This window comes from Duganella hordei (assembly GCF_040369125.1).
GTDB lineage: Bacteria > Pseudomonadota > Gammaproteobacteria > Burkholderiales > Burkholderiaceae_D > Rugamonas > Rugamonas hordei.
In genome coordinates this window covers 424771-443028 of record NZ_BPWI01000001.1, presented here as the reverse complement: position 1 = coordinate 443028, position 18258 = coordinate 424771, and the positions used below count along the sequence as shown (strand labels likewise).

At 65.1% G+C, this 18258-nt stretch carries 19 protein-coding genes and 1 tRNA gene; 3 read left to right on the top strand and 17 right to left on the bottom strand.

Annotation, left to right across the window (positions count from 1 at the left end):
* Positions 1–8 precede the first annotated feature (8 nt).
* From ABWW33_RS01905 to ABWW33_RS01855, 11 genes are all read right to left on the bottom strand, one after another.
* Positions 9–875, bottom strand: coding sequence for a fumarylacetoacetate hydrolase family protein (locus ABWW33_RS01905; RefSeq protein ID WP_176650530.1), 867 nt, complete (start codon positions 873–875; stop codon positions 9–11).
* A 37-nt stretch (positions 876–912) separates the two neighbouring features.
* Positions 913–1659, bottom strand: coding sequence for an SDR family oxidoreductase (locus ABWW33_RS01900; RefSeq protein ID WP_353398251.1), 747 nt, complete (start codon positions 1657–1659; stop codon positions 913–915).
* A 3-nt stretch (positions 1660–1662) separates the two neighbouring features.
* Positions 1663–1992 (bottom strand): L-rhamnose mutarotase, encoded by a 330-nt coding sequence (locus ABWW33_RS01895; RefSeq protein WP_353398248.1) that lies wholly within the window; start codon positions 1990–1992, stop codon positions 1663–1665.
* Positions 1993–2002: 10 nt separating this feature from the next.
* Entirely contained in the window at positions 2003–2830 is an 828-nt protein-coding gene (locus tag ABWW33_RS01890) for an amidohydrolase family protein (protein WP_353399213.1), read from the bottom strand.
* Entirely contained in the window at positions 2830–3840 is a 1011-nt protein-coding gene (locus ABWW33_RS01885) for an aldo/keto reductase (RefSeq protein WP_176650527.1), read from the bottom strand. The genes ABWW33_RS01890 and ABWW33_RS01885 overlap by 1 nt, the downstream gene beginning before the upstream one ends.
* A 2-nt stretch (positions 3841–3842) precedes the next feature.
* Positions 3843–5063: a UxaA family hydrolase gene (locus ABWW33_RS01880; RefSeq protein WP_353398245.1), complete on the bottom strand. Its 1221-nt coding sequence runs from the start codon at positions 5061–5063 to the stop codon at positions 3843–3845.
* A complete protein-coding gene (locus ABWW33_RS01875) occupies positions 5060–5398 on the bottom strand; it encodes a UxaA family hydrolase (protein WP_176650525.1) in 339 nt (112 codons plus the stop codon). The genes ABWW33_RS01880 and ABWW33_RS01875 overlap by 4 nt, the downstream gene beginning before the upstream one ends.
* Positions 5399–5457: 59 nt before the next feature.
* Positions 5458–6372: a GntR family transcriptional regulator gene (locus tag ABWW33_RS01870; protein WP_176650524.1), complete on the bottom strand. Its 915-nt coding sequence runs from the start codon at positions 6370–6372 to the stop codon at positions 5458–5460.
* A 53-nt stretch (positions 6373–6425) separates the two neighbouring features.
* Positions 6426–7556 carry a mannitol dehydrogenase family protein gene (locus ABWW33_RS01865; RefSeq protein ID WP_353398242.1) on the bottom strand — a complete coding sequence of 377 codons (1131 nt, stop codon included), beginning with the start codon at positions 7554–7556 and terminating at the stop codon, positions 6426–6428.
* Positions 7557–8567, bottom strand: a complete 1011-nt coding sequence (locus ABWW33_RS01860; RefSeq protein ID WP_353399210.1) for a zinc-binding alcohol dehydrogenase family protein — start codon at positions 8565–8567, stop codon at positions 7557–7559.
* A gap of 124 nt (positions 8568–8691) precedes the next feature.
* Positions 8692–9873 (bottom strand): XylR family transcriptional regulator, encoded by a 1182-nt coding sequence (locus ABWW33_RS01855; RefSeq protein WP_176650522.1) that lies wholly within the window; start codon positions 9871–9873, stop codon positions 8692–8694.
* Positions 9874–10153: 280 nt separating this feature from the next.
* On the opposite strand from ABWW33_RS01855, the gene ABWW33_RS01850 reads away from it, so the two are divergent.
* Complete coding sequence (locus ABWW33_RS01850; protein WP_353398239.1) at positions 10154–10555, top strand: hypothetical protein; 402 nt, start codon at positions 10154–10156, stop codon at positions 10553–10555.
* Between the two features lie 199 nt (positions 10556–10754).
* Here ABWW33_RS01850 and ABWW33_RS01845 read toward each other — a convergent pair whose 3' ends face one another.
* Together ABWW33_RS01845 and ABWW33_RS01840 are read right to left on the bottom strand one after the other, a co-directional pair.
* A complete protein-coding gene (locus ABWW33_RS01845; RefSeq protein WP_353398236.1) occupies positions 10755–12866 on the bottom strand; it encodes a copper-transporting P-type ATPase in 2112 nt (703 codons plus the stop codon).
* Positions 12867–13084: 218 nt separating this feature from the next.
* Positions 13085–13939 carry an aldo/keto reductase family oxidoreductase gene (locus ABWW33_RS01840; protein ID WP_353398233.1) on the bottom strand — a complete coding sequence of 285 codons (855 nt, stop codon included), beginning with the start codon at positions 13937–13939 and terminating at the stop codon, positions 13085–13087.
* A 106-nt stretch (positions 13940–14045) separates the two neighbouring features.
* Here ABWW33_RS01840 and ABWW33_RS01835 point away from each other — a divergent pair, with 106 nt between their 5' ends.
* Positions 14046–14945, top strand: coding sequence for a LysR substrate-binding domain-containing protein (locus ABWW33_RS01835; protein WP_176650518.1), 900 nt, complete (start codon positions 14046–14048; stop codon positions 14943–14945).
* Positions 14946–15334: 389 nt separating this feature from the next.
* The gene (locus tag ABWW33_RS01830; RefSeq protein ID WP_353398230.1) at positions 15335–15913 is read left to right on the top strand and encodes an ORF6N domain-containing protein; all 579 of its coding nucleotides are present in this window, start codon (positions 15335–15337) and stop codon (positions 15911–15913) included.
* 207 nt (positions 15914–16120) lie between these two features.
* Here ABWW33_RS01830 and ABWW33_RS01825 read toward each other — a convergent pair.
* From ABWW33_RS01825 to ABWW33_RS01810, 4 genes are all read right to left on the bottom strand, one after another.
* A tRNA-Val gene (locus ABWW33_RS01825) sits at positions 16121–16195 on the bottom strand.
* A gap of 60 nt (positions 16196–16255) precedes the next feature.
* Positions 16256–16972, bottom strand: a complete 717-nt coding sequence (gene dnaQ / locus ABWW33_RS01820) for a DNA polymerase III subunit epsilon (protein ID WP_176650514.1) — start codon at positions 16970–16972, stop codon at positions 16256–16258.
* A 47-nt stretch (positions 16973–17019) separates the two neighbouring features.
* A complete protein-coding gene (gene rnhA / locus ABWW33_RS01815) occupies positions 17020–17472 on the bottom strand; it encodes a ribonuclease HI (protein WP_176650513.1) in 453 nt (150 codons plus the stop codon).
* Positions 17465–18244 carry a class I SAM-dependent methyltransferase gene (locus tag ABWW33_RS01810; RefSeq protein WP_176650512.1) on the bottom strand — a complete coding sequence of 260 codons (780 nt, stop codon included), beginning with the start codon at positions 18242–18244 and terminating at the stop codon, positions 17465–17467. Before ABWW33_RS01810 ends, rnhA begins: the two co-directional genes overlap by 8 nt.
* Positions 18245–18258: the final 14 nt, after the last annotated feature.

Here is an 18258-nt window from a genome sequence, read left to right as displayed (position 1 = left end):
TTCCACGGTCAGCCGTCGATCAGTTCCGGATTCCACGCGTGCACGGTCTGGCGCTGCTCGCCCAGGCCGCCGATCCCCAGGCGCATGGTGTCGCCCGGGCGCAGGTAGACCGGATCGGGCTTCTGCCCCAGGCCCACGCCGGGCGGGGTGCCGGTGCTGATGATGTCGCCGGGGTTCAGCGTCATGAAGCGGCTGATGTAGCTGACCAGGTGGGCCACGCCGAACACCATGGTGCGCGTGCTGCCGCTCTGGAAGCGGCGGCCGTTCACCTCCAGCCACATGTCGAGGTTTTGCGGGTCCGGCACCTCGTCCGCCGTCACCAGCCACGGGCCGATGGGGCCGAAGGTGTCGCAACCCTTGCCCTTGTCCCACTGGCCGCCGCGCTCGAGCTGGTACTCGCGCTCGGACAGGTCGTTCACCACGCAATAGCCGGCCACGTGCCGCAGCGCCTCTTCCTCGGTGACGTAGCGCGCGGTGCTGCCGATGACGACACCCAGTTCCACCTCCCAATCGCTTTTGACCGATTCGCGCGGCAGCACCACCGGATCGTTACAACCGATCACGCAGCTGGTGGCCTTCATGAACAGTACCGGCTCGGCCGGCACCGCCATGCCCGATTCGGCCGCGTGGTCGGAATAATTGAGGCCGACGCAAATGAACTTGCCGACGCCCGCCCACGGCGGCGCCATGCGCACCGGCTCGGGCACCGCCGGCAGCCGGGCCGGATCCAGCGCCGCCAGCCGCGCCAGCGAGGCCGGTCCCAGGTCGGCCGCGCGCAGGTCCGGCAGCACGGCCGACAGGTCGCGCAGCACGCCCTCGGCGTCGATCAGGCCGGGTTTTTCCTGGCCCTTGGGGCCGTATCGCAGTAATTTCATGTCTCGGTTTCTCTTTGTTGTGGTAAAGGGTTGATGCTCAATTGCTCCAGCCGCCGTCGATCACGTGCACGGTGCCGGTGGTGAAGGCCGATTCGTCGCCGGCCAGGTAGATCGCCAGCGCGGCGATCTCCTCCGGTAAGCCCAGCCGCCCCATGGGCTGGCGCGCGGCGAAGGCCTGGCTGACCTGCTGCACGCTCTGGCCGCTGTCGTGGGCCTGCGTCTCGATGCGCTGGCGCAGCGACGGCGAGGCCACGGTGCCCGGGCAGATCGCGTTGCAGCGCACCCCGCTGGTGACGAAATCGGCCGCCACCGACTTGGTCAGGCCGATCACGGCCGCCTTGGTGGTGCTGTAGATGAAGCGGTTCGGCACCGCGCGCACGCTGGAGGCGATCGAGGCCATGTTGATGATGGAGCCGCTGCCCCGCTCCAGCATGCCGGGCAGGATGGCACGGATCAAACGGTACATCGAACGCACGTTGAGGTTCATGGAAAAATCCCAGTCGCTGTCCTCGCAACCGAGGATGGTGCCGGCATGGACGTAGCCGGCGCAGTTGAACAGGATGTCGACCGCTCCCAGTTCCTGCGCCAGCGCGGCGATGGCCTGGGCGTCGGTGACGTCCAGGCGGCGCGCCTCGCAGCCGGCCAGCGTGGCCACCTGCTCCAGGTCGCGGTCGGTGGCGATCACGCGCGCGCCCTCGGCCGCGAAGGCCAGCGCGGTGGCGCGGCCGATACCTTGACCGGCGGCCGTGACCAGCGCGGTTTTTCCTTGCAATCGTTTAGTCATGATTCAATCCACGTGAAAGACGGGTTCCATCATCGCCCAGTGCTCGCCTTCGGCGCGGCTGGCCAGCGGCAGCTGGCAGGGACTGCAAAAGGTCCACCAGCGCTGGGTTTCCGGGTCGGCCGCCACCCGCCGCATGTCGGCGTCGAAGTCGGAACCGTGGTATTCCCAGTAGCCGAACAGCAGATTCTCCGGCTCGCGCAGGAAGATCGTGTAGTTGCGCACGTTCGCCTCCCGCAGCACCGCCAGCACCTGCAGCCACACGGCCGCGTGCAGCGCGCGGTACTCCGCGATCCGGTCGGGTGCGATGCCGATCACCATGCCCATTCTTTGCATGTCAGTTTCCTCAATCAAGTCGGTAAAAGCGTAGCGCGTTCAGGCCGAAGACGTCGTCCAGCGCCGCGCCGTCCAGGCCCGCCAGCAAGGCCTCGCTGGCGGCGACCCATTGCCCGTAGTCGGCGGCCAGGTCCAGCACCGGCCAGTCGCTGCCCCAGATCACACGGCGCGGACCGAAGACCTCCAGGATGTGGTCGACGTACGGGCGCAGTCCCTCCACGCTCCAGGCCCCGCCAGCCTCGGTCACCAGGCCGGACAGCTTGCAATGCACCTGCGGCAGCCGCGCCAGGCGCGCGATGTCGCCGCGCCACGGTTCCAGCTCACCGCGCGCGATGGGCGGCTTGGCGCCGTGGTCGATCACCAGCGGCAGGTCGGGATGGCGCTCGGCAAAGGCCAGCAGCGCCGGCAGGTGGCGCGGCAGCACCAGGCCGTCGAGGCTCAGGCCGAAATGCCGCATCGCCTCGATCGCCGGCGCCAGTGCCTCGTCGTCGACCCAGCGCTCGTCGTCGAGGTCCTGCAGCATCGGGCGCAGTCCCTTGAGCATCGGGCAGAGCGCCAGCGAGGCGATGCGGGTCGGCGCGTCGCGCGCCTTCAGGTCGACCCAGCCGACCACCCCGCCGATGAAGGCATGACGCTGCGCCAGGTTGAGCATGTAGCGGGTGTCACGCTCGTCTGGCATCGATTGCACCAGCACCGTGCGGGCAATGCCGTGCCGCACCAGCAACGGCGCCAGGTCGTCCGGCGCGAAGTCGCGGTGGATCGCGGCCAGCGCCGGCGGAGGCCAGGCTCCGTGGCGGTCGGCCAGGTGCCAGAAGTGCTGGTGGGCGTCGACCCGCATCACGCCCCCAGCTCCACCGGCGCGCGCTCGTCAAGCAGGCCGCGGCGCTTGAGCTCCTGCCACAGCTGCGGCGGAATCGGCAGCTCGAACCACTCGGCGTTCTGGCGCAGCTGCGCCACGTCGTGCGAACCGGGGATGCAGGACACCACGGCCGGATGGGCCATCGGGAATTGCAGCGCGGCCGCCGGCAGCGGCGTGTCGAACTCGCGGCAGACGGCGGCGATGGCGTCGACCCGCTGCAGGATCTCTGCCGGCGCGTCGGTATAGTTGAAGGTGCGGGCGCCGGCCAGCACGCCGGAATTGAACGGTCCGCCGATGACGATCGCGTTGCCGTGCCGCTGGCAAGCGTCCAGCAGGGGCGTCAGCGCGCCCTGCTCCAGCAGCGTGTAGCGGCCCGCCAGCAGCGTGCAGTCGAGCGGGCATTCCTGCATCGCGTCGGCCACCACCTCCCATTCGTTGACCCCGAGCCCGATCGCGCGCACGCGCCCGGAGCCGCGCAGCTCGTCCAGCGCGCGGAAGCCTCCGCCGGTGAGCTGGCGCCAGTATTTGTCGTGCAGCTCGCCGTGCGTGGCGCGGCCGATGTCATGCACCAGCAGGATGTCGATGCGATCGAGGTCGAGGCGCTCCAGACTGTCCTCGTGCGAGCGCATGATGCCGTCGTAGCTGTAGTCGTAATGCGGGCGGTATTGCAGCGGATCGGCCCAGCCGCAGGTGCCGGGCAGCACCCCTGCGGCGGGCAGCATCAGCCGACCGACCTTGGTGCTGACCACGTACTGGTCGCGCGGACGTTCGCTCAAGGCCTCGCCCAGGCGGCGTTCGGAGCGCGTGAAGCCGTAGTACGGCGCGGTGTCGAAATAGCGCAGGCCCAGGTCCCATGCGGCATCGACGGCGGCGCGCGCCGCGCGCTCGGAGACGGCCTGGTACAAACCGCCGATCGGCGCGCAGCCCATGCCCAGCCGGGTCAGCCGCAGGCCGCCGCGCGGCAGGGCGATCGAGTCGTCGCAGCGCACGGTCAGGCCGCCTTCAGCGGGAAGCAGCCGGGCCCCGTGGGCTCGAACTGCTTGTAGGTCAGGATGAATTCCTGGTGTCCCAGCTGCTCCGAGCAGCTTTGGGCACCGTTGGCGACGCTCACCACCAGGTCGACGATCTCGCCGCCGACCTGCTCCAGCGTCGCCTCGCCGGTCAGGATGCGGCCGGCGTTGACGTCCATGTCCTCGGCCAGCTTGGTGTAGGTGGCCGGATTGGCGCAGACCTTGATGACGGGCGAGATCGCCGAGCCGACCACCGAGCCGCGCCCGGTGGTAAACAGCGTCAGGTGGGCGCCGCAGGCGATCAATTCGACGATCTCGGCGTTATCGGAAATGTTGGGGAAGCCGAAGCGCGGTTCGCCGTCGGGCACCACGTCGAGCAGGTACAGGCCGTGGCCCGGCGGCTGGTCGCCCGGCTTGAGGATGCCGCTGATCGGCGAGGCGCCGCTCTTGGCGTAGGCGCCCAGCGACTTTTCTTCCAGCGTGGTCAGGCCGCCGTCGGCGTTGCCTGGGGCGAAGCTGCCGTGTCCCATGATGGTGTAGTAGCGCGCGGCCTTCTCCACCGTCTGCACGATGGCCTCGCCCAGTTCCGGCGTCACCGCGCGGCGCTTCATGTGGTATTCGCAGCCGACCAGTTCACCCGTCTCCTCGAAGATGCAGGCGGCGCCGGCGGCGATCAGCTGGTCGAAGGCGACGCCGACCGCCGGATTGGCGGTGATGCCGCTGGTGCTGTCGGAGCCGCCGCAGATGGTGGCCACCACCAGCTCGTCCAGGCCCATCGGCACGCGCTGCTGGGCGCCGACCTGTTCCAGCGCCCAGTTCACCCATTCGCGGCCGCTCTGGACGCCGCTGCGGGTGCCGCCCGCGTCCTGGATCGTGACCGTGTGCACCGGGCGGCCGCTATCGGCGACGGCCGCTTCCAGGCCGTTCTTGTCGAAGCTCTCGCAGCCGAGCGACACCAGCAGCGCCGCGCCCACGTTCGGGTGGGTCAGCACGCTGCGCATGATCTTGTCCGCGTACTCGTTGGGGAAGCAGCCGGGGAAGCCGATCAGGTGCACCGGCTGATCCGGGAAGGCGCTGGTGATCAGGCGCGCCACGTGATGCGCGCATTCGACCAGGTAGGCCACGACGACCACGTTGCGGATGCCCTTGCGGCCGTCCAGGCGCTGGTAACCGGCCAGGGTGTACGATGGTTGCGACGTCATTTGGCTTTGCTCCCGATGAAGTGGTGGCCGCCCTCGCCCAGCGTGTAGGTCGGGATGTAGCAGCTTTCCAGGTTGTGCGTATGGATATGCGCGCCGGCGGCGATCGGCGCGCTGGCCTTGCCGATGATGGCGCCGTAGCGCAGCACCGTGTCGCCGGCGCGCAGGTCGCTGCGCGCGACCTTGTGGCCCAGATGGATGTCTTGTGCGAGGGTGACGGCCTGGCCGTCGATCTCCACGCTGGCGCCGGCCTTCAGTTCAAGGCGGGCAATCAGGCAATTGTCCTCGGGTGACATCAGGAGCAGGCTCGCTGCCTGCGCGGTGGTTGGTGTGGGCATGTCGGTCCTTTGCATACAGTCGGTTCCAGAGAGAGCTGTCCATGCCGCCGCGCGCCGCGTCAGCCGGAGTGGGCCCGCATCTCTCTGGTGCGGATGGATTGCAGCAGTGTGCTGCGGGAAGAATTCAGATGGATGCGCATGGCGTCCAGCGCGCCGTTGATGTCCCGCCGCGCCAGCGCGTGCAGGATGTCGAGGTGCTCGTGCGCCGCGTACTGGTTGCGCGCCATCTCGTTGCCTTTGTCCCACTGGTAGTGGTAGTGGAACACCAGCGACACGATGTCGTAAAAGCCCTGCGCGAAGCGGTTGTGCAGCAGCCCGATGAGGAAGGTGTGGAAGTCGCGGTCCAGCGCCGGAAAGTCCTTGTGGCGCGCCGGCATGACCGAGCCAAGCTGCTCGTGGCGCGCGATCAGGTCGTCCAGCACGGCCATCGCCGGGTCGCTGGGCGGCAGCATGCCGAAGCGCTCGATCGCCGCCAGCTCGAACATCTGGCGCACGTCGGCCAGCTCCATGGCGAACGAGCGGTCGAAGGCGCACAGGCGCCAGCCGCCGTTCGGCTTCTTTTCGATCAGGCCGTAGCGCGAGAACTCGATCATGAATTCGCGCACGCTGATCGTGCTGACCTCGGCCGCACGCGCCAGTTCCGCCTCGGAGAACTCCGCGCCCGGCGGCAGGTCGCTGTGGTAGATGCGCTCCATCAGCACCTGCCGCACCCGGTCCGGTCCGGTCTGTAAATCGGCAATGTCGAAGTAATCCTTGCGCGCCGGCTTGCGCAGCAGGCGCCGTTCCTTCAGGTCGCTGATCAGGCCCTGCGCATGCAGATACGTCAGCGCACTGCGGATCGCCGTGCGGCTGCCGCCCACCAGCGCGACCATCTGGTGTTCCGTGGGCAGCGTGTCCCCGATCGCCACCTCGGTGGCGATGTGCTTGAGCAGCAGGTTGGCGCTGCGCTTGAAGATGGTAGGAGGTCGGGCCATGAGGTTGGGAACACGCCGGATTGGCGATCATATATAAAGGACAATCATACATTCTACCGTACCTCCAGCGCCACCAGGCCAAGGGCATCGCGCAGACGCGCTTGCGCAATGCCTAGACCGAGTTCGCCGGCCAGCTCCACCACCGGCAGCAGGCGCCGGCGCTTCTTTTCCTCGTGGTTCTGGGCGATGTCGGCGAGCCGGTGGGCCAGATAGGGATTGTTGAAACGGTCCCTGACCTGCTCCACGTAGGCGCGGCTTTCGGCCTCCTCGCCCAGCGCCTTGAACACCGGCAGCACCTCCTCCTCCCACAGCGCCTCCAGCCCCGCGCGCAGGCCATGGTCGGCCATCGCCTGCAGCACCGTCTCGCCCGCCGGCCGCGCGCCGCGCAGCCATTGCTCGGCCAGGAAACTGTGGCCGAGGTTGAGCAGGAACAGCTTGCGCCGCTCATACGGCTCCAGCCTCCTGGTCACCACGATAGCCGGATGCGTGCATGGCAGCTCCATGTCCGGCTGGGCTTCGACCACCCACAGGGCATAGGGTTCGGCCACCGCGCCGGCCGGCTCGATCGGCTCGGACACGATGCGGTCGACCAGGGAATTGATCCAGATGCAGCGGCTTTGCAACCAGTCGACGAAGGCCTGCTCCAGCGCCCAGTCGCGCGCCAGCCGCAGCACCACCTCGCGCAGCGCGCTGCCGTTGTTGGCGACCAGCTCGCACGGGAACAGGGTGATGGGCGCCCCGCCCTGGCGGTAGCGCGCGTGCAGCAGCACCAGCAGCTTGGCCGGAAAAGCGCGCGGCGCGGTATCGGCGGACAGCAGGCCGGGGTGGTCGTGCTCCGACAGGTCGTAGCCGCGGTCGCCGGTGTTGGACACGATGACGCGCGCCTCGCCGGCGGCATGGCGGCGGATCTCGGCCCAATCGCGGTCGGCGTGCAGGCCGCGCCGGACCGAGGTGACGCGCAGCTCGTCGTCGATCACGGCGCCGTCGCGCAGCCCGCGGATGCGCACCGGATAGCCGTGGCCGCGGTTGAAGGCGGCCAGCCGCTGTTCGCTCTGGGCGCTGCCGGTGCTCTGCACCACCGTGATCGGCCCCAGCGCCGCGCCATTGGCCATCGCCTCGCCGACAAACAGGTCGACGTGCGCCTGCAGAAAGCGGCTGGTGCCAAATTGCAGAATCGGATTCAATCAGACCTCGACGATGGCTTTGATCACGCCGGCGGAGGGTTCCATCCATTGCGGCAGCACGTCGATGAAATCGTCGAGCGTGGCGCGATGGGTGTTCATCAGGCGGGTCGGCACCAGGCCGGCCTTCATGGCCGCCAGCACCTCGCGGAAATCGTCCGCGGTCGCGTTGCGGCTGCCGAGCAGGGTCGTCTCGCGCTTGTGGAATTCCGGATCGGCGAACGAGATCCGGTCCGGCACGATCGACACCAGCACATAGGCGCCGCCATGGGCCACGAACTCCAGGCCGCGCTCCATGGCCTTGACGTTGCCGGTCGCGTCGAACACGACGTCGAAGAAATCGCCGCCGGACAGCTCCTGCAGCGCGGCCTTGTCGCCCTCGCCGACCGCCACCACGTGCTCGACACCCAGCGCGTCCTTGCAGAAGGCCAGCCGGTCGGCGCGCGAATCGAGCACCGCGACATTGGCACCCTTGAGGGATGCGAACAAGGCCACCGCGACGCCGATCGGTCCCGCACCCACCACCAGCACGCGCTGTCCGGCTTCCACCGAACCGCGCCGCACCGCGTGCGCGCCGATGGCCAGGAATTCGAGCATCGCGGCGTCATCGAGCGAAATGCCGTCGGTCTTGAACAGGAATTGCGCCGGCACGGTCAGATATTCAGCCATGCCGCCATCGCGGTGCACGCCCAGCACCTGGATCCGGCTGCAGCAGTTGGTCTTGCCCTTGCGGCAGGCCACGCAGCTGCCGCACGACAGGTAGGGCATGGCGTAGACCTGGTCGCCTGGCGCCAGTTCCGAGCCTGGCGGCGCGGTCACGACCTCGCCGGACAGCTCATGCCCCATCACGCGCGGATAGCTCAGGAACGGCTGGGTGCCGCGGAAGATGTGCATGTCGGTGCCGCATACGCCGATGCGCCGTACGCGCATCAGCACCTCGCCCTCGGCGGCAACGGGAATCGGACCGTGCACCATGCGCAACTGGCCGGGTGCTTCGCACACTATGCTTTTCATCATGAAATTTTCCATTTAATACTATTTTTTGTGACGGCCAGTGTATGGTATATGTTTTGAACATTCAATAATTTTGCGTTCATTAAATCACCAAGTGGCGCAATGAATTTGCTTACTTCCGGCCTCAGGCCGCCTCCGCCTCGCCAAGCGCGCGGCTGCGGTAGGCGCGCGGCGTGCCACCCAGTTCGCGCTTGAACACCAGATGCATGTATTGGGCAGAACTAAATCCGCAGCCCTGGGCCACGTCGGCCATGCTGGCACCTCCGCTTTCCAGGCCCATCTTGGCCGCTTCGAGCTTGAAGCGCAGAATCGCATCGTGCACGCTGCACCCCAGCTCCTGCCGGAAGTAAGTCTCCAGCGAGGAGCGCGACACGCCCACGTAGGCGGCCACCTGCTGGCCCCTGATGCCCTGGCAGGCATATTGACGGATGAAATGGCAGGCCAGCACCACCTGCGGGTGGTTGACCGCCTGGTGCCGGCTCGATGCCTGCGCGTTGACGCCGGCGGGCGGCACCAGCAGGCGAAGCTCGGCCGGCGGTACGCCGTGCAGCATCCCGTCCATCAGCCGGGCGGCGGCGGCGCCGATCTGCTCCCCGCCCTGGATCACGGAGCTGAGCGGGATGCGCCCCAGCGCCCGCACCAGCGGGTCGTTGTCGATGCCAACCAGCGCCACCTGTTCCGGCACCGCGATCCCGGCGATGGCGCAGGCCTGCAGCAGCTGGCGCGCGCGCGCGTCCGTGACGGCGATGATGCCGATCGGCTTGGGCAGGCTGTGCAGCCAGCAGATCAGGCTCCGTACCGACTCGTTCCAGGCCGCCACGCTGGTGTCGCCCCCGCGGAAGATCTCGACCTCCATCCGGTCGCGCTCCATCAGGTCGTGGAAAGCGTTTTCGCGCTCTTGCGCCCAGCGGTGCTCGCCGGTCGCGGGTTGGCTGAACATGGCGAAGCGGCGCAGGCCTGCCTCGGCCAGATGCTGGTGCGCCAGCTTGACGATGGCCGCGTTGTCGGTCGCGACATACGGCACGTCGCGCGGATACTCGGCTTCGCTGGCATAGGAGCCGCCTACGGCCACCACCGGCACGCTGCTGCGCGACAGAACAGCCGCCACCGCGGGGTCGTCGAAGTCGGCGATGATGCCGTCGCCCTGCCAGTGCTCGAAGCCGGCCAGGCGCAGGCGAAAATCCTCTTCCAGAAACAGGTCCCAGGCCACATCGGCATCACGCAGGTAGGAAGCGATGCCAGCCACGACGTCGCGGTCGAAGGCTTTGTTGGCGTTGAACAGCAAGGCAATCCGGGGCGCTTTCATCGCTGACCTCCTCTGAGTGGCAGGTGACGCGAACTGCTGGCCCACGGCGCGCGGCATGGCTTGAGTGTCATTGGATTGTCTCCCCATAGACGTATGTTTTTATATTGAGCGGTGTTTAACCGCTGTTTAATATATATAGCATACAAGCAAAACGCAAGCCGTGTTGAACGCACCAGTTTGTTGTTGTTTTTGACGCCGGGGACAATTTTGACTTGGATCAAACAATTCTCAGGCATGAATCCGTAGGATGAACCTTGTCACCATGTCTCTGGAGAACCGCATGAAATCGTTCCTTGCCCTGCCGCTCACACTGGCACTGATCGCGCCCAGCCAGGCGTTCTCGACCGAACCGCCCCGGCATGAGGAGCATCATCCGGCTGCCTCCGCGCCCGCCAATACACCCGTTGACACGGCGAAGATGGATGCGCAGATGCGAGCCATGCGCGACATGCACGAAAAGATGATGAGTGCCAAGACCCCGGAAGAGCGCAAGGCTTTGATGGCTGAACACATGAAAGCCATGCGGGAAGGTATGTCGATGATGGATGGCATGACGGGCGCGGGCTCCGCCAGAGCAAAAACCATGTCGCCCCAGGCGATGCAGAAGCAGATGGACATGATGAAGATGATGATGCAAATGATGATGGACCGAATGGATGCCACCCCGCCACCAGGCAAGTAATCCTATCGCCGGCTCAATCCAGTCCCGGAGCGCCGCCCGAGCCGCGGAACGAAGGCGGGAGTGCGATCGCGGTAGCGTCGGTACTCCTCGCCGAATTCCCCCAGTGCCCACACTTCCTCGGTATGCGCCAGCCGGGCGTACACATATACCAAAAGGGCCCGAAATGGGGAATGTTCCATGTTGAGGCTTCCGAAGTGCATCATCTGAGCCGCAAGGCGTTGCTGATCACCGAAGCGGAACTGAGGCTCATCGCCAATGCGGCGATGAGCGGCGAGAGCAGCCATCCCGTCAGCGGATAGAGCACGCCGGCCGCGATCGGAATGCCAAGCGCGTTGTAGACCAGCGCGAACAGCAGGTTCTGCTTCATGTTGGCGACAGTGCCCACCGAGATCAGGCGCGCCGTCGCGATCCCGCGCAAATCTCCTTTGACCAGCGTCACTTGCGCGCTGTTCATCGCCACGTCGGTTCCGGTGCCCATCGCGATGCCGACGTCGGCCCGCGCCAGGGCGGGCGCGTCGTTGATGCCGTCGCCAGCCATCGCCACGACACGTCCCTCGCGCTGCAGCTTTTCGACCAGCACCAGCTTGTCGGCCGGCTTGACCTCGCCGTGCACCTCGTCGATGCCGAGGCGCTTGCCGACGGCGACGGCCGTCGTGACGCCGTCGCCGGTGGCCATGACCACCCGTATTCCCGCCGCGGCAAGTGTGTCGAGCGCCTCGCGCGTGCTGGCCTTGATCGGGTCCGACACGGCCAGCAGCCCGGCCAGACGGCCATCTACCGCCAGGTGCATCACGCTCGCGCCCTCCAGGCGCAGCGCCTCGGCGGCCGGCTTCATGGGCGCCACATCCACGCCGATCTGAGTCATCAAGGTGGTATTGCCGAGCGCGAGCTGCCGGCCGTTGACGCTGCCGCGCACGCCGATGCCGCTGCTTGACTCGAACGCATCGGGTTTGTCGAGCGCCAGCCCGCGCTCGCGCGCGGCGCGCACGATGGCGTCGGCCAGCGGATGCTCGCTGCCCTGGTCGAGGCTGGCGGCCAGGTGTAAAACCTCGTCCTCGGCAAAGCCGGCGGCGGCGATGGCGCGCTCGAAGGCGGGCTTGCCTTCGGTCAGCGTACCGGTCTTGTCGACGATGACCGTGTCGATCTCGCGCAATTTCTCGATCGCGGCGGCGTCGCGAAACAGCACGCCATGGGTGGCCGCCTTGCCGGTGGCGACCATGATCGACATCGGCGTCGCCAGGCCGAGCGCGCACGGACAGGCGATGATCAGCACGGCCACCGCATTGATGAGTCCATAGACCCAGCTCGGCTGCGGGCCGAACAGCCCCCACGCAAGGAAGGTCAGCACCGCGATCGCGACCACGCCGCTGACGAAATATCCGGCCACCACGTCCGCCATGCGCTGCATCGGTGCCTTGGAGCGCTGGGCATTGGCAACCATCTGCACGATCTGGGCCAGCACGGTTTGCGATCCGACCTTCTCGGAACGCATCACCAGAGCCCCGCTGGCATTCAGCGTAGCGCCGATCACCTTGTCTCCCGTGCGCTTGGTGACGGGGATAGGCTCGCCCGTCAGCATCGACTCGTCGACGGCGCTGCTGCCCTCCAGCACCACGCCATCGACCGGCACCTTTTCGCCGGGACGAACCCGCAGCATGTCGCCGACGTGGACATGGGCGAGCGGCACGTCCTCCTCGCTGCCGTCGGCATTGATACGGCGCGCGGTTTTCGGCGCCAGCCCCAGCAGCGACTTGATGGCGGCCGAGGTTTTCGACCGCGCCTTCAGTTCGAGCATCTGCCCGAGCAAGGTCAGCGAGATAATGACCGCCGCCGCTTCGTAATACACGCCGATGCGCCCCATTGACACGAACGTCGGCGGGAACACCTGTGGCGCGAGCGTCGCCACCACGCTGTAGACAAAGGCGGCGCCGGTGCCGAGCCCGATCAGGGTCCACATGTTCGGGCTGCGGTTGCGCACCGATTGGGCGCCACGGACGAAAAATGGCCATCCCGCCCACAGGACGATGGGGATCGCGAGTATCAATTCCACCCAGGTCTGGGTGCGGATCTCCATCAGCTCCAGCCGGTGCCCGAACATCGCCAGCGTGGTCACCACGACCGTCAGCGGCAAGGTCCACCAGAACCGGCGGGTGAAATCCCGAAGTTCCGGATTGTCGTCGTCTGCCAGATCGGGAATCACCGGCTCCAGGCTCATGCCGCATTTCGGACAGTTGCCCGGATGGCCGAGCCGGATTTCCGGATGCATCGGGCAGGTGTAGACCAGGTCTTTCGATGTTGATTCCCGAAGCATTTCAAATCCCATCTTGAGGTCCTGAATTGGCCATGTTGTCAATCACTGTAGTCGGATATGCATCCTCAAAACCTTGATATACATCAAATTACCGGGGATTCGCCGTCCATACTTTCGGCAGCTGGTGGGAAGCGCGAGTTTCGAACTGGAGCGCGACCTGGCCGGCGGCGTCGATGCCGGCCAGGTGGTCTTGCGCACGATCCAGCCTCGGCCAGCAGTTATGCCGAGGTGATGATGCCATTCAGCTTACGGACGGCTTCCGGCGGCAGTATCAGATCGGCAGCGGCGGCATTTTGACGCAGATGGGCAACCGATGAGGTGCCGGGAATCAGCAGGATATTCTGCGAACGTTGCAGTAGCCAGGCCAGCGCTGTCTGCATGGGCGTGGCGGCCAGCTGCGCGGCGACATCCGACAAGATAGCCGATTGCAGCGGCGAGAAGCCACCAAGCGGGAAGAACGGCACGTAGGCGATACCGTCTCTTGCCAGCTCGTCGATCAGTGCGTCGTCGTGGCGGTGGATCAGGTTGTATTGATTCTGCACACAAGCAATGGGGGCGATGCTGCACGCCTGCTTCACTTGCTGCGCGGTCGCGTTGCTCACGCCAATATGGCGTATCAGGCCGCGGTGCTGCAGTTCCGCCAGCGCGGTGATGTGGGCTTCAATGTCGCCTTCCGCCGGCCCCATGACGTCAAACATGAGACGCATGTTCACCACATCCAGTCGCTCCAGGCCGAGGTTGCGCAGGTTGTCATGCACTGCTGCCTCCAGCGCCTTCGGTGATTGGGCCGGCAGCCAGGAAGCGTCAGCGCCGCGCGAGGCGCCGATCTTGGTGACGATCACCAGATCGTCCGCGTACGGATGCAGCGCTTCGCGGATCAGCTGGTTGGTGACATGGGGGCCGTAGAAATCACTGGTGTCGATGTGATTGATGCCCAGCGCAGCAAGCTCCCGCAGCACTGCCAGCGCTTCCTCGCGGTTCTTGGGTGGGCCGAAGACGTGCGGGCCCGAAAGCTGCATGGCGCCATAGCCCATGCGGTTGACAGCCATATCGCCAAGTTGGAAGGTGTTCAAAATATGCTCCTGAAGGATGGGTTGACGAACACAGTCTAGGCGCGAAAACTTTGTGCGACAATACCTCGCAATGGCACAACTTGTGCCGAATACAGGACAATGACCGATGGCTGATCTGCAGGATATCGGCGCCTTCGTCGCGGTCGCCAGACACGGCGGCTTTCGCGGCGCCGCGCGCATGACGGGCAATAGCGCGTCACAACTGAGCGAAGCGGTGCGACGGCTTGAGGCCGGCCTTGGTGTGCGCCTGCTGAACCGCACCACCCGCAGCGTGGCCACCACCGACGCCGGCCAGCGCTTGTTGGAGCAACTGATGCCGGCGCTGGGCGCGGTCGAATCCGCGCTGGATGTGGTGAACGGTTTTCGCGACCGTCCGGCTGGCAGACTGCGGCTCAACGTGCCGCTCAGCGTATCGAAACTGATCCTGCCGCGCATCATTCCGCCGTTTATCGCCGCGTATCCGGACATCTGCCTGGAGATCATCGTCGACGACAGCTTTGTCGATCTGCAGCGCTCCGGCTGCGATGCCGGCGTCCGCTACGAAGAACACATGGAACTGGATATGGTGGCGATTCCGATTGGACCGCGCCGGCAACGTTTTGCGCTGGCAGCGTCGCCTGGCTATCTGCTAAAACACGGCCTGCCCAAGCGGCCGGAAGACCTGTTGAGACATACCTGCCTGCGCGGACGCTTCTCCAGCGGTGCCATGCCGGATTGGGAATTCGAGCACAAGGGCAAGAAAGTCGTCATCAAACCGGTCGGTCCGTTGATCGTCAACCTGGGCGCTGGCGCCGACTTGAAGGTGGATGCGGCGTTGGCCGGCAGCGGCCTGGTGTACCTGTTTGAAGACTGGCTGAAGCCCTACATGGAGCGCGGTGAACTGGAGCCGGTGCTGGAGCGCTGGTGGCCAGCCTTTAACGGTCCCTCGCTGTACTATCCAGGCCGGCGCTATCTGCCGGCGCCGCTGCGCGCATTTGCGGATTTTATTCCGACCATGCGCTGGTAGCGCCAAAAACAACAAAGGCCTACATCCAAATGATGCAAGCCTTTGATTTCAAACGAATTCTTGGTGGAAAGTGCAAGTTTCGAACTTGCGACCCCTGCAGTGTGAAGGCCCAAATACGAGACAGCGGGAGCCTTCCAAAGCCCGTATTCATAGGCAACACCCGCGTTAGATGGCTCCCGCCAGCTCTCGAAAAATCCCGCAGGACTCCGTACTCAGCCTCCAAATTTTTGTTGGCAAGGCCTTGATTAGCTACATGGGTCAGGATATCGAGTAGTGCTATGTTAAAGTTTTACGCTTCAGGGTCGCATCATGAGTGAGAGAAACGACACAGCTTCAAGCCGGAATTGCTTGAAGCTACAGCGCGAAATCAGGGTTCACGGAGCCAAGCGATGAGCACGCCGCCCCCGCCGCTGGCGCGCATCGAAAACCGCATCCTGCTCATTCGCGGCCAGAAGGTTATGATCGACACCGACTTGGCCGAGCTGTATGGCGTGCCAACCAAACGACTCAACGAACAGGTCAAGCGCAACCAGGAGCGATTTCCGGCCGACTTCCTGTTTCAGCTCACCGCCGCTGAAAAACAGGAGGTGGTCGCAAACTGCGACCACCTCGCCAAGCTGAAATTCTCGAAGACGCTGCCGTATGCCTTCACCGAACACGGCGCCATCCAGGCCGCCAACGTGCTTGCCTCGCCGCAGGCCATCGAGATGGGAGTGTATGTGGTGCGGGCCTTCGTGCGCCTGCGCGAACTGGTGGTATCGAACAAGGAACTGGCGCTGCGCCTGGATGAACTCGAGAGCAAGACCGACCTGATGTCGCTCAAGCAGGAAACCTTCGAACACAGCACGCACGCTCAACTCAAGCAGATCATCGACGCGCTGCGCGAACTGATGACGCCACCAGCGACGGCACCCAAGCACCCCATCGGCTTCGTCACACCCAACGATCCACCGAACAAGCCGAAATAGGCTAAGGGGCGGGCGGAGCCAGTGCCCTTCATAAATCCGACGCGTAGGCGCTGACGATAGTCGCTTGGGAATACGACCGAACAATCTATTGGATAGCGCAAACATTGCCGAAGAATACAAACAGGAAAAATTATCCGTGCTTTCATGCCAGCAAGAAAAAAGGCCCGCATCAGATTGACGCAGGCCTTTGATTTTCTTACTAAATTCTGGTGGGAAGTGCAAGTTTCGAACTTGCGACCCCTGCAGTGTGAATGCAGTGCTCTACCCCTGAGCTAACCTCCCGAAGCGGGGCGAATTATCGCACACAACCTCCCGCCATGGGAAGGCCCCGCGCAAAAATTGTCAGGCGGCAGCTTGCGGCGCCACCGTCGCGGTCCAGATGCACTGGCCTTTGACGGCCTTGTCCAGCCCGGCAAGCGTGGCGGCATGCGCTTCCAGCTCCTCGTCCGAGGCCGGCAAGAAGATGATGTCGGCCATCGGCACCGGCTCCAGCAGCGCGCCGCCGACCACGACTTCCTCTTCCGCATCCATGCCCAGGCTGTTCTGCCCGCGCGTCATCGACAGGTAGACGTCGGCCAGCAGTTCGGCATCGAGCAGCGCGCCGTGCAGCTTGCGGTGCGAGTTCGACACGCCGTAGCGGTCGCACAGCGCGTCCAGCGAGTTGCGCTTGCCGGGATGGAGTTCCTTGGCATGCACCAGCGTGTCGATCACGCCGCCGATATGGCTGGAAAAGTCCGGCAGGTTCAGCAGCTTGAATTCGTGGTTCAGGAAGCCCAGGTCGAACGGCGCGTTGTGGATGATGACCTCGGCACCCTGGATATAAGTGCGCAGCTGTTCGACGATCTCGTGGAATTTCGGCTTGTCGCTCAGGAACTCGGTGGTCAGGCCGTGGACGTTGAGCGCGCCCTCTTCCGAGTCGCGTTCCGGATTGATGTAGACGTGGAAGTTATTCCCCGTCAGCATGCGGTTGTTCAGCTCGACGCAGCCGATCTCAATGATGCGGTTGCCCAGCTTGGGGTTGATACCGGTGGTCTCGGTATCGAGTACGATTTGGCGCATAGTGTTCTGTGATGAGTCTGATCGTGGAGTATAACAGGCGATAGCGGTCACCGGCCCCGGGCCAGCTCGACGCCGCGATTGGCCAGCATGTCGGCGCGCTCGTTGCCGGGATGGCCGTTGTGGCCGCGCACCCAGCGCCATTCGACGGTGTGCATCGCCTGCGCGGCGTCCAGCGCCCGCCACAGGTCTTCGTTCTTGACCGGCTCCTTGGCCGCCGTCTTCCAGCCGCGCGCCTTCCAGCCGTGGATCCACTCGCTGATGCCCTTTTGTACATACTGGCTGTCGGTGTGCAGCGTGACCATGCACGGACGCTTGAGCGCGTTGAGCGCCTCGATCACCGCCTGCAATTCCATGCGGTTGTTGGTGGTGTCGCGGGCGCCGCCGCAAATCTCTTTTTCAGCGCCCTCGGCCACCAGGAACGCGCCCCAGCCGCCGAGTCCGGGATTGCCCTTGCAGGCGCCGTCCGTGAATATCTCAACCTTCGTCTCTACCTTATCCATCCTGCTGTTCCCGCCTTTTATTTGTTGCCGGCACGACCGCGGGGGCCGATGCCGTTTTTTTGGTCCAAGCCGGACCGATCAGATGCATGCCCTTCACGCGCTTGATCGCCTGCACAATGTAGACGCCGCCGAAATACGGCCACCAGCGCGGTCCGGCATTATCCATGAAGGCGTAGCGGTGCAGCCATTTTTCTGTGCGGCAGGCCGGCGCGTAGCAGCCGAAGTGACTCTGGCTGGCGCCCATGTTCAATAATTTTAACCAGTCTTTCATGCGCGGCATAGAGATCAGCTCCTCGGTGCGCGGCAGGAACGAGGTGCCGCCGACGCGCCGCAGCACGTGGCGCGCGCCCCACAGGCTGGCCGGGTTGAAGCCGCAGATGATGAGCTGCCCTTCCGGAATCAGCACGCGCTCGACTTCGCGCAGCACCTGGTGCGGATCGGTGGAGAATTCCAGCACGTGCGGCAACACCACCAGGTCGACCGATTGCGAGGCGAACGGCAGCTCGGTGTAGTCCAGCGTCAGCGACACCGGACGCAGACCCTCGTTTTCCGCGGCGCGCACCTTGCGGTCGGCCAGCAGCTTGTACGGCATGCGGCTGGCGGCCAGCGCATCGATTTGAGGCATGCCGATCTGCACCGCGTTGTATCCAAAGATATCGGCTGTTAAATTATCGAGACAGCTTTGTTCCCACGCACGCAAGTAGACGCCGGCGGGCGTTTGCAGCCAGCCTTCCAGCGCTATAATGGATTTCTCAGATCCTGCCTTGTCCATGCCTAGCCTTTTGC

Bases quoted from the DNA above. Each gene is read 5' to 3' on its own strand.
- ABWW33_RS01900 (WP_353398251.1), bottom strand. From the start codon at position 1,659: ATGACTAAACGATTGCAAGGAAAAACCGCGCTGGTCACGGCCGCCGGT.
- ABWW33_RS01855 (WP_176650522.1), bottom strand. From the start codon at position 9,873: ATGAAAGCGCCCCGGATTGCCTTGCTGTTCAACGCCAACAAAGCCTTC.
- rnhA (WP_176650513.1), bottom strand. From the start codon at position 17,472: ATGGATAAGGTAGAGACGAAGGTTGAGATATTCACGGACGGCGCCTGC.
- dnaQ (WP_176650514.1), bottom strand. From the start codon at position 16,972: ATGCGCCAAATCGTACTCGATACCGAGACCACCGGTATCAACCCCAAG.
- ABWW33_RS01810 (WP_176650512.1), bottom strand. From the start codon at position 18,244: ATGGACAAGGCAGGATCTGAGAAATCCATTATAGCGCTGGAAGGCTGG.
- ABWW33_RS01870 (WP_176650524.1), bottom strand. From the start codon at position 6,372: ATGGCCCGACCTCCTACCATCTTCAAGCGCAGCGCCAACCTGCTGCTC.
- ABWW33_RS01880 (WP_353398245.1), bottom strand. From the start codon at position 5,063: ATGACGTCGCAACCATCGTACACCCTGGCCGGTTACCAGCGCCTGGAC.
- ABWW33_RS01850 (WP_353398239.1), top strand. From the start codon at position 10,154: ATGAAATCGTTCCTTGCCCTGCCGCTCACACTGGCACTGATCGCGCCC.
- ABWW33_RS01875 (WP_176650525.1), bottom strand. From the start codon at position 5,398: ATGCCCACACCAACCACCGCGCAGGCAGCGAGCCTGCTCCTGATGTCA.
- ABWW33_RS01890 (WP_353399213.1), bottom strand. From the start codon at position 2,830: ATGCGGGTCGACGCCCACCAGCACTTCTGGCACCTGGCCGACCGCCAC.
- ABWW33_RS01845 (WP_353398236.1), bottom strand. From the start codon at position 12,866: ATGCTTCGGGAATCAACATCGAAAGACCTGGTCTACACCTGCCCGATG.
- ABWW33_RS01860 (WP_353399210.1), bottom strand. From the start codon at position 8,567: ATGAAAAGCATAGTGTGCGAAGCACCCGGCCAGTTGCGCATGGTGCAC.
- ABWW33_RS01830 (WP_353398230.1), top strand. From the start codon at position 15,335: ATGAGCACGCCGCCCCCGCCGCTGGCGCGCATCGAAAACCGCATCCTG.
- ABWW33_RS01895 (WP_353398248.1), bottom strand. From the start codon at position 1,992: ATGCAAAGAATGGGCATGGTGATCGGCATCGCACCCGACCGGATCGCG.
- ABWW33_RS01905 (WP_176650530.1), bottom strand. From the start codon at position 875: ATGAAATTACTGCGATACGGCCCCAAGGGCCAGGAAAAACCCGGCCTG.
- ABWW33_RS01835 (WP_176650518.1), top strand. From the start codon at position 14,046: ATGGCTGATCTGCAGGATATCGGCGCCTTCGTCGCGGTCGCCAGACAC.